This is a genomic window from Laceyella putida, from assembly GCF_042665195.1.
GTDB lineage: Bacteria > Bacillota > Bacilli > Thermoactinomycetales > Thermoactinomycetaceae > Laceyella > Laceyella putida.
Genome location: NZ_JBHTBW010000006.1, coordinates 1 through 13,901, shown reverse-complemented (window position 1 = coordinate 13,901; position 13,901 = coordinate 1). Strand labels below are relative to the sequence as shown.

General features: G+C 53.3%; 15 protein-coding genes. 6 read left to right on the top strand and 9 right to left on the bottom strand.

The window, feature by feature from the left end:
• Positions 1 to 50 precede the first annotated feature (50 nt).
• Together ACFQNG_RS01785 and ACFQNG_RS01780 are read right to left on the bottom strand one after the other, a co-directional pair.
• Entirely contained in the window at positions 51 to 410 is a 360-nt protein-coding gene (locus ACFQNG_RS01785) for a hypothetical protein (RefSeq protein WP_379863096.1), read from the bottom strand.
• The gene (locus ACFQNG_RS01780; protein WP_379863095.1) at positions 388 to 510 is read right to left on the bottom strand and encodes a hypothetical protein; all 123 of its coding nucleotides are present in this window, start codon (positions 508 to 510) and stop codon (positions 388 to 390) included. The genes ACFQNG_RS01785 and ACFQNG_RS01780 overlap by 23 nt, the downstream gene beginning before the upstream one ends.
• Positions 511 to 795: 285 nt before the next feature.
• Between ACFQNG_RS01780 and hutH the strand changes: the two genes are divergently transcribed.
• From hutH to hutI, 4 genes are all read left to right on the top strand, one after another.
• A complete protein-coding gene (gene hutH, locus ACFQNG_RS01775; protein ID WP_379863094.1) occupies positions 796 to 2,358 on the top strand; it encodes a histidine ammonia-lyase in 1,563 nt (520 codons plus the stop codon).
• A 55-nt stretch (positions 2,359 to 2,413) separates the two neighbouring features.
• Positions 2,414 to 3,424: an agmatinase family protein gene (locus ACFQNG_RS01770; protein ID WP_379863092.1), complete on the top strand. Its 1,011-nt coding sequence runs from the start codon at positions 2,414 to 2,416 to the stop codon at positions 3,422 to 3,424.
• Positions 3,425 to 3,502: 78 nt separating this feature from the next.
• Entirely contained in the window at positions 3,503 to 5,161 is a 1,659-nt protein-coding gene (hutU, locus tag ACFQNG_RS01765; RefSeq protein ID WP_379863091.1) for a urocanate hydratase, read from the top strand.
• Between the two features lie 26 nt (positions 5,162 to 5,187).
• Positions 5,188 to 6,477, top strand: coding sequence for an imidazolonepropionase (hutI, locus tag ACFQNG_RS01760; protein ID WP_379863090.1), 1,290 nt, complete (start codon positions 5,188 to 5,190; stop codon positions 6,475 to 6,477).
• 54 nt (positions 6,478 to 6,531) lie between these two features.
• Here hutI and ACFQNG_RS01755 read toward each other — a convergent pair whose 3' ends face one another.
• From ACFQNG_RS01755 to ACFQNG_RS01725, 7 genes are all read right to left on the bottom strand, one after another.
• Positions 6,532 to 7,590, bottom strand: coding sequence for a hypothetical protein (locus ACFQNG_RS01755; RefSeq protein ID WP_379863089.1), 1,059 nt, complete (start codon positions 7,588 to 7,590; stop codon positions 6,532 to 6,534).
• Positions 7,591 to 7,886: 296 nt separating this feature from the next.
• Positions 7,887 to 8,882: a hypothetical protein gene (locus tag ACFQNG_RS01750; RefSeq protein WP_379863088.1), complete on the bottom strand. Its 996-nt coding sequence runs from the start codon at positions 8,880 to 8,882 to the stop codon at positions 7,887 to 7,889.
• 13 nt (positions 8,883 to 8,895) lie between these two features.
• Positions 8,896 to 9,558 (bottom strand): DUF5819 family protein, encoded by a 663-nt coding sequence (locus ACFQNG_RS01745; protein ID WP_379863086.1) that lies wholly within the window; start codon positions 9,556 to 9,558, stop codon positions 8,896 to 8,898.
• A 128-nt stretch (positions 9,559 to 9,686) separates the two neighbouring features.
• Complete coding sequence (locus ACFQNG_RS01740; RefSeq protein WP_379863084.1) at positions 9,687 to 9,923, bottom strand: hypothetical protein; 237 nt, start codon at positions 9,921 to 9,923, stop codon at positions 9,687 to 9,689.
• 347 nt (positions 9,924 to 10,270) lie between these two features.
• A complete protein-coding gene (locus ACFQNG_RS01735; protein WP_379863083.1) occupies positions 10,271 to 11,401 on the bottom strand; it encodes a PH domain-containing protein in 1,131 nt (376 codons plus the stop codon).
• Positions 11,394 to 11,690: a PH domain-containing protein gene (locus ACFQNG_RS01730; RefSeq protein WP_379863082.1), complete on the bottom strand. Its 297-nt coding sequence runs from the start codon at positions 11,688 to 11,690 to the stop codon at positions 11,394 to 11,396. The genes ACFQNG_RS01735 and ACFQNG_RS01730 overlap by 8 nt, the downstream gene beginning before the upstream one ends.
• 12 nt (positions 11,691 to 11,702) lie before the next feature.
• Positions 11,703 to 11,891, bottom strand: coding sequence for a hypothetical protein (locus ACFQNG_RS01725; protein ID WP_379863081.1), 189 nt, complete (start codon positions 11,889 to 11,891; stop codon positions 11,703 to 11,705).
• A 168-nt stretch (positions 11,892 to 12,059) separates the two neighbouring features.
• Between ACFQNG_RS01725 and ACFQNG_RS01720 the strand changes: the two genes are divergently transcribed.
• Both ACFQNG_RS01720 and ACFQNG_RS01715 read left to right on the top strand, forming a co-directional pair.
• On the top strand, positions 12,060 to 12,683 hold the full coding sequence (locus ACFQNG_RS01720) for an FMN-binding negative transcriptional regulator (protein ID WP_379863080.1): 624 nt from the start codon (positions 12,060 to 12,062) through the stop codon (positions 12,681 to 12,683).
• 143 nt (positions 12,684 to 12,826) lie between these two features.
• Positions 12,827 to 13,789 carry a hypothetical protein gene (locus tag ACFQNG_RS01715; protein WP_379863079.1) on the top strand — a complete coding sequence of 321 codons (963 nt, stop codon included), beginning with the start codon at positions 12,827 to 12,829 and terminating at the stop codon, positions 13,787 to 13,789.
• Positions 13,790 to 13,901 lie beyond the last annotated feature (112 nt).

Sequence of the window (13,901 nt, the reverse complement as noted above, 5' to 3'; positions counted from 1 at the left end):
TTTTGCTGGATGTAAAGCAACTCCAGGATCGAGGCCCCGGAGTTGCTTTTTTATCGGAAAACAGTGACATGGGAGATCTGGTCGTTCCAACCATTGCCCACATAACCGATATCGTGGCCCGGCGGGAACGTTTTGCAGGGTTCGCACCGGTTCGCGTGAAAAAAAACTTCGGTTCCGCTGCTGTATCGGGCGGTTTTGAGGGAAGAGATCTGATCGTTGTATGCGCGGGGGAGATTCCAAGCCCGATTCACGCCCAGTTCAAACATATAACCGCCAAAGTTGGCATGGTAAAAAAACTCACTCACATAATTTTCAGCTTGGGCATGGAGATCTGTTTCTTTTGCTTGGGCTTGCCACTTTTTCGCGAAATGACGGGCATGCGCATTTTCATACTCTTTCATTGTATCCATAGACGGTTCCATCGGTATCGACGATGAAGTATTTCACCTGTTTTTTCACTTGAACAAATTTGCCTGGATCTTTGTGCGCGGAGTATGGAACACCATCCACGATGATCGCATCCTGTTTTTCATAAAGTAATGCAGGTGGAGTAACGCCTGAGCAGATGGGGATGATATCAGGTTCTTGACAAATGATTCCTCCGCATGTGAGAATAATATAAAGCTGTGAAATAATCTGAAACCAAAGCGAGTGGTTGCGATGAAGGCCAGGCAAACGCCGACAAAACAATCGCATATAACCCTCTTTAAAAAAGGGACTGTGTGGAAGTGAGTCACTTCTGCGCAGTCCCTTTTAGTTTGGTAAAGCGAAGAAAGGAGAAAGGGGTGGGAAATGATGTTTGCGAAACAAACAGAGCCGGTTAGGCGGATGTCGAGGATTGTGCTGGATGGGAGCCGCATCACGCCGGAAGATGTGGCGGCGGTGGCGTTCAACAACGTTTCCGTCTTTTTGGGCGATGAGGCGGTCAAGCGGGTGGTTGCTTGCCGACGGATGGTGGAGGAGCTGGTCCGAACCGGAAAAGTGGTTTATGGGGTGACCACCGGTTTCGGAAAGTTCAGCGATGTGCACATCTCATCGGAAGATGCGGTGGAATTGCAGGCCAATTTGATTCGCAGCCATGCTTGCGCGGTGGGTCAACCGCTTCCGGAGCCGACGGTAAGGGCCTTGATGATGCTGCGGGCCAATGCGCTGGCCAAAGGACATTCGGGAATTCGGCTGAAGACCTTGCAATTGTTGGTCGATTGCCTCAATCATGGCGTGCACCCGGTCATTCCTGAACAGGGGTCGTTGGGGGCGAGTGGCGACTTGGCGCCGCTGTCGCACCTGGCTTTGGTGTTGATGGGGGAGGGGGAAGCGTTTTTTCAGGGGAAGCGTTTGCCTGGAGCGAAAGCGCTCGCCAAGGCGGGGCTGAAGCCGGTTTCTCTCAAAGAGAAGGAAGGTCTGGCCTTGATCAATGGCACACAGGCGATGACCTCGACCGGCACCTTGGCGGTGGTGAAAGCGGAGAGGTTGGCCAAAATCGCCGATGTGATCGCTTCGCTTACGCTGGAGTGTTTGCGGGGAATCCCTGAGGCGTTTGCGGATGAGGTGCAACGCGCGCGTCCTTATCCGGAACAAGTTGGGGTGGCCGGCAATTTGCGCGCTTTGCTCAAAGGCAGCGAATTGATCACCCGCCAAGGCGAGATTCGCGTGCAAGACGCTTACTCATTGCGTTGCCTGCCTCAGGTGCACGGGGCGACGCGGCAAGTGCTCGGCTATGTGAAAGAAAAGATCGCGGTTGAAATCAATGCGGCCACAGACAATCCTTTGTTGTTTGCGGACGAGGATAAGGTGATCTCCGGCGGAAACTTCCATGGACAGCCGATCGCCTTGGCGATGGATTTCTTGAAAATGGGCATGAGCGAATTGGCCAATATCTCCGAGCGCCGCACCGAGCGATTGGTCAATCCGACCCTGTCCGGGGGATTGCCCGCCTTTTTAAGCCGTCAACCCGGAATGGCGTCGGGCCTGATGATTTTGCAATATGTAAGCGCTTCCCTCGTGTCGGAAAACAAAGTCCTTGCCCATCCCGCCAGTGTGGATTCGATTCCCTCTTCCGCCAATCAGGAAGATCATGTGTCGATGGGGACCACCGCCGCCCGGCATGCGGCCCAGGTGGTTGACAATGTGGCCAAAGTGTTGGCGATTGAGTTGATCTGCGCCGCGGAAGCCGCTGATTTTGTGGGCGCCGATGGTCTCGCCCCGGCCACCCGCGCCTTGTATGAGAAGGTGCGTGCGATCGTGCCGCCTGTCGTGGCGGATCGTTCAACCAGCCGGGAGATTGAGAGCGTGGCGTCGGCGCTCTTGGATGGCGAATGGTTGGCAGCCGTTGAAGCCGTTTCGGGTCCGCTATTTTAGGGCGTGTCTGCCCTAGCCGCCATTTCAATAACACAACAGGAAGAGGGGGAGTCGAATGAAACCATTCACATGGCTGAACCCGCCGGAAATTGTCCGCCGCACCAACTGGCGTGACCGTTATGAGACCAAAGTTGCCCACTGGTTAACCCCATGGGACGGCCAAGAAGACGTGGAAGTCGGCTTTATTGGGGTTCCCCTGTCCAAAACGTCAATCAGTGTGTCCGGGGCTTCCATGACCCCCAACGCACTTAGGGAATGGTTTGTCGGCATGACGACGTATGACATGGATCATGATGTGGATTTGCAGGAATTAAAGGCGCGCGACTTGGGCGACGTCCAGATGCATGTGACCGATTTGCCGCGTTGCCATCGCAATATCGAACAGGGATTGACCGAGATTTACGAAGCGATGCCCCATCTGTTTCCCATTATCGCGGGTGGGGACCATTCCATCACCTGCCCGTCGGTGAAGGCTTTTAAGAAAAAATTTTCCGGCAAAGTGGGCATGGTCCAGCTTGATTCCCATATGGATGTAAGGAATCTGGAAGACGGGGGCCCATCCAACGGAACTCCGATTCGCGGACTGATTGAATCGGGAACAGTGGAGGGGCGCCATATCGCCCAAATCGGGCTGCACAGCTTCGCCAACTCTAAGCCTTATCGGGAGTATGCCTTGTCTCAAGGAATCACGCAGTTCACCGCGGGCCAAGTGGCCCGGGAAGGCATAAAACCGCTGGTGGAACAAGCGCTCGCGGTGGCGGGCAACGGCACGGATGCCATTTATGTCACCGTGGACATGGACGTCCTGGATCAGGCGTTTGCCCCGGGGGTGCCCGCGATGGTGGCGGCGGGCATGACCTCTTGGCAGTTGTTGGAGGCGGTGTTCTTGTTGGGGCAACATCCCCGAGTGCAGGGATTTGATATCGTTTGCGTCGATCCGGTGCAGGATCCCCGCCGGACCACCGTTCGCATGACCTTGCATGCGATCTTGACCTTCCTCGCGGGATATATGAAACGGAGAGAAGGAACGCAGACTCAAAATCCGCCTCCATCAACGACTTATTAATTCTGGTAAACCAACACACTTGATGGCAGTAAGTTTGTTTGATCCCCACACCCAAAAAAACGATGGGAGAGATGACAGATGGCCAACACACGGACCGTTCGCGCGCCCCGTGGTTCGAAGTTGAACGCCAAAGGATGGCAACAAGAGGCGGCGTTGCGGATGTTGATGAACAACCTGGACCCGGAAGTGGCCGAGCGCCCTGAAGATCTGGTCGTATACGGGGGAATCGGCAAAGCGGCGAGAAACTGGGACTGTTTTGATAAAATCGTCGAATGTTTGACGGACTTGGAAGCGGATGAAACCTTGCTGATCCAATCGGGCAAACCGGTGGGCATTTTCAGAACCCATCCACTGGCGCCGCGCGTCCTTCTCTCCAATTCGGTGCTGGTTCCCGCTTATGCCAATTGGGACACGTTCCATGAGCTGGACAAAAAAGGGCTGATGATGTACGGGCAGATGACGGCCGGAAGCTGGATTTACATCGGGACGCAAGGGATTTTGCAGGGAACGTATGAAACGTTTGCCGAAGCCGCACGACAGCATGCGGGCGGGACGCTCAAAGGGACCCTCACCTTAACGGCGGGACTCGGGGGGATGGGTGGTGCGCAACCTTTGGCCGTCACGATGAATGGTGGGGTTGTGATCGGGGTGGATGTGGACCCGGAACGCATCCAGCGTCGGATCGACACCCGGTATTGTGACGTGATGGTTCATGATCTGGATGAGGCGCTAACGTTGGCGCAAAGGGCCAAAGAAGAAGGCAAACCCCTTTCCATCGGACTGGTCGGCAATGCGGCGGAGGTATTCCCGGCTTTTGTGCGGCGTGGCGTGGTTCCTGATTTTGTCACCGACCAAACTTCCGCGCATGACCCATTGAACGGCTATGTCCCCATCGGCTGTTCGCTTGACGCCGCGGCCGATCTGCGCAAAAATGACCCCGCCGCTTATGTGAAACGGGCCAAACAGTCCATGGCGGTTCATGTTCAGGCGATGCTTGACCTGCAAAACAGGGGGGCGGTCGTCTTCGATTACGGCAACAACATCCGCCAGGTGGCCTTTGATGAAGGGGTGAAAGACGCCTTCAACTTCCCGGGCTTTGTCCCCGCCTATATCCGCCCCCTTTTCTGTGAGGGGAAAGGGCCGTTTCGCTGGGCCGCGTTGTCCGGCGATCCGGAGGATATTTACAAAACAGACGAGTTGGTGTTGAAGCTGGTCCATGACAATGAACACCTGTGCCGCTGGATTTCACTGGCCAAGGAAAAAGTGGCTTTCCAAGGGTTGCCGGCGCGCATTTGCTGGTTGGGATACGGGGAACGAGTCAAAATGGGATTGGCCATCAATGAATTGGTGCGTAAGGGGGAAATTTCGGCGCCGATCGTCATCGGTCGCGACCATTTGGATTGCGGTTCAGTCGCTTCACCCAACCGCGAAACCGAAGGGATGAAAGATGGGAGTGATGCGGTGGCCGATTGGGCGATCCTGAACGCCCTCGTCAACACGGCTTCCGGCGCGAGTTGGGTCTCTGTGCATCATGGTGGCGGTGTGGGCATGGGGTATTCTTTGCACGCGGGGATGGTCGTCGTGGCCGATGGGTCCAACGAAGCGGAAGAACGTCTTTCCCGCGTCCTGAATACAGACCCGGGGATGGGTGTGATTCGTCATGCCGATGCCGGCTATGAACTGGCGATTCAAACAGCCAAAAAACGCGGAATCCGTGTACCCATGCTGGGGATTTAAGGTGGTTCCAACGGAGGAGGAAGCGTATGGAAAACAAGACCATCGACTTACTGATCCATCATATCGGCCTGTTGGTGACGATGCGGGGGAAGGCGGAACCGCGCACGGGGCGTGACATGTCCGAGGTGGGTGCCATTCCAATGGGGGCGGTCGCCATCCGGGACGGAAACATCTTCGCCGTTGGCCGGGAAGGGGATGTCCGCGCCCAGATTGCGGGCATGACGGTGAAACAGGAATGGGATGCCAACGGCCGACTGGTCACCCCCGGTTTGATCGATCCCCACACCCATTTGGTCCACGGCGGTTCCCGTGAGCATGAACTGTCCTTGAAATTAAAAGGGGTGCCGTATCTGGAGATTTTGGCCCAAGGGGGCGGGATCTTAAGCACCGTTCGCGCCACCCGCGCCGCAACGGAACAGGAACTGTTCACAAAAGCGAAAAAAAGCTTGGATCGGATGCTTCTCTTTGGTGCCACGACGGTGGAGGCCAAAAGTGGGTATGGGCTGAGCGTGGAGGAGGAATTGAAGCAACTGCGGGTGGTGAAAAAGCTGGACCAATGCCATCCGGTTGATCTTGTGCCCACATTTATGGGGGCCCATGCCGTCCCTGAGGAATACAGAGGGCGTTCGGCGGAGTATGTGGAACTGGTGATTCGTGAAATGCTTCCGGAAGTGAAGCGGCAAGGCTTGGCCGAATTCTGTGACGTCTTTTGCGAACATGGCGTCTTTTCGGTGGAGGAATCCCGCAGCATCTTGACGGCCGCCCGGGAATGGGGATTCGGCCTCAAACTCCACGCCGATGAGATTGAACCAATGGGCGGGGCGCAGTTGGCCGGCGAGTTGGGCTGCATCTCGGCGGAACACTTGTTGGCGGCGACAGACGAAGGGCTCTCCGCCATGCGGCGGGCGGGGGTGGTCGCTGTATGTCTGCCCGCCACCTCGTTTAACTTAGGCCTGAAAACGCATGCCCGCGCCCGAACGATGATCGAGATGGGGGTGCCCGTCGCTTTGTCCACGGATTATAATCCGGGCAGTTCCCCGACCGAATCCTTGCAATTGGTCATGACCCTGGGTTGCTTGAATTTGGGGATGACTCCGGAAGAAGTGATGACGGCGATGACCATCAATGCGGCCCACGCCATTGGCAGAGCGGACACGATCGGCAGTCTGGAGGTGGGCAAGCAAGCCGATCTGGTGATTTTTGACGCTCCCAACTTGGCTTATCTGCCTTATCATTTTGGGGTGAATCATGTGAATGCCGTGATCAAGAAAGGGAGAGTCGTCGTCTCCGAAGGGCGGTTGGCGGAAAGCGGATAAGCATGGAGAAAATGCCTCGGACGGGTGGAGAGTCGGCATCCAAGCTTCATTCCATCAACTTCGCCTCATGTGATTGATCAACTCCGCCACTTCGGCATGTCTCCTCCCGATTCTCCGTGAAAAGCTGTCCGTGCCATTCCGCGAGTCAAACCGCCGGGCCAACTCCCGCAACTCCGCGTTGATCCATGCTTCCGTCACGTGGGCGGGAAGGTGAAGGAGCTGTTTTTCCTGTTCGCTCAGTTGGGTGAATAGGACCGACGCGGCCAAAAAGAGGCTGAATTTGGCTCCGGGCACATAAGAGTCCAAGGCTTCCGGCAAATGCTTTTCCAACAGGGCCATGGCGCGCTTCGGGTTCACGACGGCCAAATAGGTCAGGTGCTTCGCTTTGGACCAGAGGTGGCCGCTTTCATTATGGATAAGCCGATAGCCCCGTTCATGGAATTCGGCCGCCTCCGCCGCCCGCCCTTCGCGCAAGAGAGGCAACAGGAAGCTGGCATAAGTGTTGTGGGGAACGTATCGGCAACGCATCTGCCCGTCCAAGATCGGCCGCGCCAAGCGATAAGCCTCCGCAAACTCGTTTTTTTCGTCCAGATAATAGGAAACTTGGCCATTCCGTTCGCATGCGAGACAATCCGAGATCTCATCCCGCCCTTCGTTTTGCCAAAGCTCATACTCCCGTTCGGCCGCCTCAAGGTCTCCTTCGTCCCGGGCCATGGCATGTTTGATTTTATGGTAGACGCGTTGGCTGTAGCCCAGTTCCGCATAGCGTTTGCGCAGATCTTCCAGCATCGCTTCGATTTGTTCCCGGCTGATTTCGGGAAAGTCATCCAAACTCCCCACAATCCATTTGTACATCCACATGACCGTGCGGCTGTCATAGGCCTCCGGTTGCTTGTCATACTGGGCCAAACACCAGCCAAACGCGAGAATGGCCTTTTCCGTTTTACCCGAAAAATTGGCCGCGCGTGTCAACTCCAAGCGTCCCTCAAAACCCCGTTTCACGTCCTGGTGCGTATCCGCCAAGCGGACGGCTTGTTCCAAGAGGGCGACTTTGGTCGCGCCATAGGGTAAGGAAGCGGCCTGCCTCATCAACTGATCGAATTGTTCTTTCATCACTCATGCCTCCTTGACGGTCCAACCCCCGGTCAATGAACCGAATCCACCCGTTGATTGGCATATTTGCGCAAGAATCAACGAAAGTGGCGGAATGGACCGTTCCGCTTTGCGGCGATTTTTCACATGATACTGGTCAGTTGCTCTCCTATCCATCAATATGTATGATGTCATATACCATTTTATATAAAATTAAGATAGATCTGAAATGAAAAATGAGGGAAAGTCACGTTTTTTTTAACACAAATGAGCGTAAAAAAAAGCACCCCGCTTGAGGATGCCTGATCCCGGACAAATCATTTGTTAACGTGCCGCAGCCTTTGCATAAGGGGCTTTTGGCTGATCCAGGCCCAACCATTCCGCCATGTTTGGCTTGCTATGTGGCGGAGGTGGGCGAAGGTTCGCAACAGTTTACCGTACCCTTCATCCCCGATGACCAGAAGATTCGCGATGATCATGATCAGCGAAAAGCTGACCAGTCCCATTCCCGCCAATATGCCCAGATGCAACAGGATCATGCCGATGACGGCAATGATCTTGGTGCCCCGGTTGAACAGCATGAAAGGGAAACCCAGCTTGATGATGATCGAAGCGTAAGTGAACAGAACGATCAGGACGTCGTTGTGAAGAATGAGCTTTTGCTGAAACGGGGCTGAAAACATATCCACTTGCGCGATATAGTAGACGGCGACTCCGCTGTTCCACAACTCCCCCATGACTTGGTAGAATCCCGCCGTAAAATACAGGATGCATAACTGGATGATGCATGCCAGGATGCTCATGTTGTGGAATAGAGCCGATACCGGCGGAAGCCACGCTCCTTCCGGTTGCCGGCGCAGGAGCCTTCTGTCCAGCGCATCAACGGAAAAGTGGGCGGAAGTATTGGCGAACATCAAGAAAAACAAAATATCGGCCAACAGGTCGTCACCGCCGTCCGCGATGAACGTGTTCAGGTTCAGAATCGAGAAGGTGGTGACATAAAACAGGACTGAGACGGTCCGCGTTTTATAGCCGATCAAGGTGAAGAGAGCGATGAGGATGCTTAGATGATAGATGATGTCAAAATAGAGCGTGGAGGTTGAAAGGGCATAGAGGGACCATTTAAACCCCGACAGCTGATCGCCTAGCATCCCTTCTTTCGTCCACAAAAAATAACGCTGATGATAATGGATGAGATAATAGTACAGCATCACCAAAGCAAAGCCGATCCGCGCCAAACTGGCCCCGATGAGAAACCTTTCTTTATAGAAAAAATCATAAAACCAGCCAGATCGATTCATTTTTCCGGGCATTTTCCTTCCTCCCTTACCAAGCTTTGACCGCCGCATAAGGTCGCCAACCCAGTTCATGGTATTTCCGTTCTGTTGATGCATGGGGATTGTTTCTTTCCGCATAGGGAACGGCCTTTTCGTTCACCAGCCGTATGTTGATGGCATCGATCTGTTGGGGCGGGAGGATCTTGGTGGCGGCGGCAAAGGCAAACCGATAGATGAGTTCTTTTGTCCGTTCCCCTTTAATGTCTTGAACCTGGTCAATGGCCATATGGACCCGACTTTTCTCCTGATTCCTGGATTTCAGCTTTAATTTGACCGATCGTTCATTCGACTGGTATATCTGGGAAAAGATCTTGCTGGGAATGTGGGAGATTTTGTTCATTGGTGTGATGTAATGGGTGAACTTGGCTTGGATGAGAGGGGTCGTGATATCGATCCAACCCGACTCTTGCTTTGTTTTCGTGCGCAACTTTATGTATATGAGGCGGTTGCTGGAAATCGGGTTGGGCGCGAAAAGGTGCCAGTTTTGTTTGAACAAAGGGGTTGTGTAGGATTTGACCGCATTTCCCAGCGAAAGGCTGAGCGGGTTTAACGGCATGACTTGCAAGATGATCAGGGTGAAATGAACAATCAAAGCGAAACTCAACAGGACAGGCAAAGAGAAGAAAATCATTTTTTTGCACCATCGGTTCATCCTGATTTCTCCTTAAGAATAATGTGAAATCTCGCTTCTTGGCAGTTGGGAAAAAGGGGGTTCACCAAGCGAAAGAGGGAGAATCCCCAAGGGGTGCAAAACCGGGCTTGCGTCTTTATTTAAAAGCGTTATTGATTGAAAATAACCCCGCCGGCGCCCGCGTCCGCATCCAATCCGGCGTCTAACCCCAAATCAGCCAAATCGATCATCTGCTCGGCTTGATTCATCGCTCCTGCCTTTTGCGGGGCCAATGGCTGGGATTGCTCCGCGTAGAGCGGCTCCGCGCTTGCGGAGATGAATACCATCCCCATCATCAACACCATGACACCGACCGCTAACAAAAGCGCTTTTGCATACTTCTTCATTGAACAACACCCTTTCTTTAAGGTCATGTGAAAAATCAACGTTTTGGCAGTGGGAAAAGGTTTGCATCGAAGGTCGTGATTGATTTATTTGTCACACCCAAAAATATTTTGTTAATCGGAAAATATGACTGTTTTTATGAAATTTATTCAAATGTGTTAGAAATGGATTGATGCGGAAGGGTTGCTAGTGGGCATTTGTCAATATGCGGGGGGGTGTCACATGCAAAGAAGCCCTCGGCATGATATCGAGGGCTTGGGTTATTCATCTGGTTGGGAAGAAGGGTTGCGTGTGGCATCCGTCCACTTGATGATTTCACTCACTTGTTCATGGCTGATAAAATCCGTTTTCACACGGCTGCCGGAAGCAACGCGGCTGGTGAAACAGGCCAATCCCAGCTTCCTGGAATCACGGCACCAAGGAAGAGAAGGATTCCATGATAGGACAGCGTCTTTCTGGTGGGCGACTGGAGTGAAACGGTAAGGTAGGGCGTGTATTCCGGCAAGAGTGTTGCCGGAAGCTTCCGTTTGGGCAAGAGAGGAAAGAAGATAAGTTGTTTTTTCCCTTTGTTCTCTTTCTCTTCAAGCCCGGCCACCTCCATCTGCAGGGTGTACCAGCCCAACCATTGCCGCACCCAATTCTCTTCCAATCGCAATAATTGAATCCGCTTGACTGGGACGGTGAATTTTCTTGTGTGAAGCAATCCATATTCAATATAGATGTGATCCCCTTCCCGCTTGATCTGAAAGCGATAGTAGAGCACACCCATCCAGGCGATGGATATGGCCCAAGCGGCGAGTAAGATGACGGGGATGAACCAGAGCAAGGAGGTGAGCATTTCCAGTTGCAGAAAGTGCTCGCTAAACGACCGGATTTCTTCGTCAGTAAAGAAGAGCCGCACTTGATCGAGATATTTCAAGAGAAAGATGATCGGAAAAAAGAGGGTGACCCATATCTTTTCTGACGTCATGCCCGCATAGAGAAGCCATTTGCCGGATAAACGGTAGCAGGGTGGCTCGTCCTGCGCGGCGGTGCGCTTCCCCGCCGCGCTCTCGCCGCCCATTAACGCTTCTTTCAGAGCCGAAGCTTGCTCTTCCGTAACTATTTCCAATACGGCTTCCGTTTGCTTGCCACTCGCCGTTTCAATGCGGACCATGTACAGTCCAACCAGGCGATGGAGCAGCGGTTGTTCCGACTCCACCGCCTGAATTTGCTCCAAGGGGATCGAAACATGTTTCTTAAACCAGCCCCCTTGTTTAAGGTGAAATTCGTTCTCTTCGACATAATAAACTTTTCTTAACCACTGAAAGGTTCCAACTCCCATTGCGCCCAACAAAAACAATACGATGATACCGCCTTTCGCTGCCCAAGAGAGGCTACCTTGCCAAAGCAACGCAATGGCCGCCGGAACCGCCCATTGAAGCGCTTTGGCCAATAAGCGTAATATGGCCAAGGGATGGAGGCGTCGGGGGTTATTCATGCTCTTCCACCCTTACCCATTCGATGATTTTTTTTCTGAGCCGTTCGGCTTCCCCCTGATCGATTGCGGGGATCACAAAGGAATCGCCGCCTGCGGTAAAGACTTCCACATTGGACAGTTGACAGCTTCTCAAGAGCGGTCCTTGTTTGGATTGGACATGTTGGATACGCGACATGGGGATGAAGGTTTCTTTGGTGAAGAAAAATCCTTTGCCGATAAAGAGTTCTTTTTCCGTCACTTCGTAGACCAAATAACGCCAGCGCGGTCGGGGATATAGGAAGGCGCTCAATCCCCCCGCCAGTCATAAGGCGATGAAGCCGCCCCAAGAGAGCAGGGGATAGGCTGTGAACAGGTCAAAGAGCAGAAGCGCCCCTGCATAGGCGAGAATCAAAAGCAGAAAGATAAGCGCCTCCGTGATGGCCCAAACACGCATGGCCCTGGGATGTACATGTTGCTTGCTTATGGGAATCACCGCACCCTTCGTTGACATTCGCTTATTCTTTCCCGCTCTGTCATGGTTAAAAACGAATGGAATTGTTTATTTTAAAAATTTTCTTAGGTATATTCAGATTAATGGTTTTCGTTATTTTGTTCATCAAGTCAGAAACGAAAAGGACGCGTTTTTTCAATCAGCATGAGAAGAGGGGGAAGAGAGAACATGTATATTCCCAAACCGTTTAAGGTGGATGACCGGGACACCCTGATCCAATTCATCCATCAGCACAGCTTTGGCATCGTGTTTTCCAAGGAGAACGGGGTGGCCACCGCCAGTCACCTTCCGCTTCTGCTGAAAGAGAATGAGGAGGAACTTGGGGTGCTATACGGGCATATGGCCTTGGCCAACCCCCACTGGAAAGAGATCGGGCGGGAAGTGTTGGTGGTGTTTCCCGGCCCTCATGCTTACATCTCGCCCACTTGGTATGAAGAAGAGAAAACGGTGCCCACGTGGAACTATGTCGCTGTCCACGTCTATGGCGATTTTGCCTTAATTGAGGATGAGCGGGAATTGGAGAACATGATGATGGAGAGCATCCGCTTTTATGAGGCGGAGATGCCCCAACCTTGGAGCACGGACCTGAAACAAAAGCATAACCAAGCCGAGTTGAAGGCGGTCAAAGGCTTTAAAATCACCATCACCGACATCCAGGGGAAATGGAAGTTGAACCAGCACCATCCGGTTGAGCGGCAAAAAAAGACGATCAAGCACCTCAAGGAAGCGGGAAGGGGTGACGCCAAAGAGATTGCCGGCTTGATGGAACAGCATGTGAATGAGAGGGAGTAACGGAGTTTTCGTGTTGGCTGTTCCCTTGGCCTCAAGTCATTGAACCAAGATGTCGCCAACTGTATAATTGTACCAATAAGGCGCCATTTACCGGCAATCGAATAGCGGCCCCATGCGTCAACGGAGAAAGGAAACGTAGAAACATGTTATTATCGATATGGAATCAACACGGCTTGTTTACGCTCATTCCCGACAAAGGCCTTCTCCTGGCCCCGTCTCCCGAACTGATCCAATCTTTGATCGAAGAGCGGGAACGCATGCGCTCCGAGCTGAAGGCCTTGTGCGCCGATGAGGAACGGTTGGAAGATCACGCCGCCGACCTTGCCCGATCCTCGGCGGATTCGTTTATCACCACCAACCAATACATCAACTTTCGCCAACGGGACATTCGCCAGTTGGAGCGGTTGATGCGTTCTTTGCTCACGCAACTGGCCCAGCTCTACGAACAAGGGGAGATCACCCCCCATGATCTGGAACAGCTCTTCAACCAGCATGCGCTAAGGGTGAGTCGGTTGTTGCTGGAGACCAATGGCGTGCAGGTATTCCAACTGGTCGATCATCAACTCATGTTGCGGCGGGTCCCCTGTGCCGAATACGAAGCGTCTTTCCAACTCGATTTGTTGCGAATCAAGGTGGATGACCTCCGCGAACCGGTGCTCGATCTCGGTTGCGGCGCACAAGCGATGTTGGTTCGCGCCCTCAGGGAACAAGGCATTGAGGCGTATGGGTTGGAACGATTGGAACAGATAGACCGCCCTTTCATCTATGCGGCCAACTGGCTCGATTTCCACTTTGTTCCGGACAAGTGGGGCACGATCATCTCCAACATGGCCTTCTCCAACCACTTCTGGCATCACCACATCAGGAAAGACGGGGACTACGCCGCCTATGCGCAAAAATATATGGAGATCCTGCGTTCACTCCAAGTGGGAGGCTGCTTCATCTACGCTCCCGGCCTGCCCTTCATTGAAGGCATACTGGAAGAGAGCGGTGACAGCTATACCGTCATCCGCAGGGAGCTGGATCCGCCCCTGTTCGAACCGGAAGAGGGGGAGGGATTGCACGGATCACGATGGTATGTGGCGCGGGTGCGACGGAATCGATAGCGGCGGGAAGAAGAGAAGCCCTTGGGTAACCAAGGGCTTTGTATTTGGCGTGCCCAGCAAGCCGTTAATTGCTAGTTGGTGAAAGTCCAACCGAGGTAAGAGCCAAGTCGCC

Bases quoted from the DNA above. Each gene is read 5' to 3' on its own strand.
- ACFQNG_RS01785 (WP_379863096.1), bottom strand. From the start codon at position 410: ATGGATACAATGAAAGAGTATGAAAATGCGCATGCCCGTCATTTCGCG.
- hutH (WP_379863094.1), top strand. From the start codon at position 796: ATGTTTGCGAAACAAACAGAGCCGGTTAGGCGGATGTCGAGGATTGTG.
- ACFQNG_RS01770 (WP_379863092.1), top strand. From the start codon at position 2,414: ATGAAACCATTCACATGGCTGAACCCGCCGGAAATTGTCCGCCGCACC.
- hutU (WP_379863091.1), top strand. From the start codon at position 3,503: ATGGCCAACACACGGACCGTTCGCGCGCCCCGTGGTTCGAAGTTGAAC.
- hutI (WP_379863090.1), top strand. From the start codon at position 5,188: ATGGAAAACAAGACCATCGACTTACTGATCCATCATATCGGCCTGTTG.
- ACFQNG_RS01755 (WP_379863089.1), bottom strand. From the start codon at position 7,590: ATGAAAGAACAATTCGATCAGTTGATGAGGCAGGCCGCTTCCTTACCC.
- ACFQNG_RS01750 (WP_379863088.1), bottom strand. From the start codon at position 8,882: ATGCCCGGAAAAATGAATCGATCTGGCTGGTTTTATGATTTTTTCTAT.
- ACFQNG_RS01745 (WP_379863086.1), bottom strand. From the start codon at position 9,558: ATGAACCGATGGTGCAAAAAAATGATTTTCTTCTCTTTGCCTGTCCTG.
- ACFQNG_RS01740 (WP_379863084.1), bottom strand. From the start codon at position 9,923: ATGAAGAAGTATGCAAAAGCGCTTTTGTTAGCGGTCGGTGTCATGGTG.
- ACFQNG_RS01735 (WP_379863083.1), bottom strand. From the start codon at position 11,401: ATGAATAACCCCCGACGCCTCCATCCCTTGGCCATATTACGCTTATTG.
- ACFQNG_RS01725 (WP_379863081.1), bottom strand. From the start codon at position 11,891: ATGTCAACGAAGGGTGCGGTGATTCCCATAAGCAAGCAACATGTACAT.
- ACFQNG_RS01720 (WP_379863080.1), top strand. From the start codon at position 12,060: ATGTATATTCCCAAACCGTTTAAGGTGGATGACCGGGACACCCTGATC.
- ACFQNG_RS01715 (WP_379863079.1), top strand. From the start codon at position 12,827: ATGTTATTATCGATATGGAATCAACACGGCTTGTTTACGCTCATTCCC.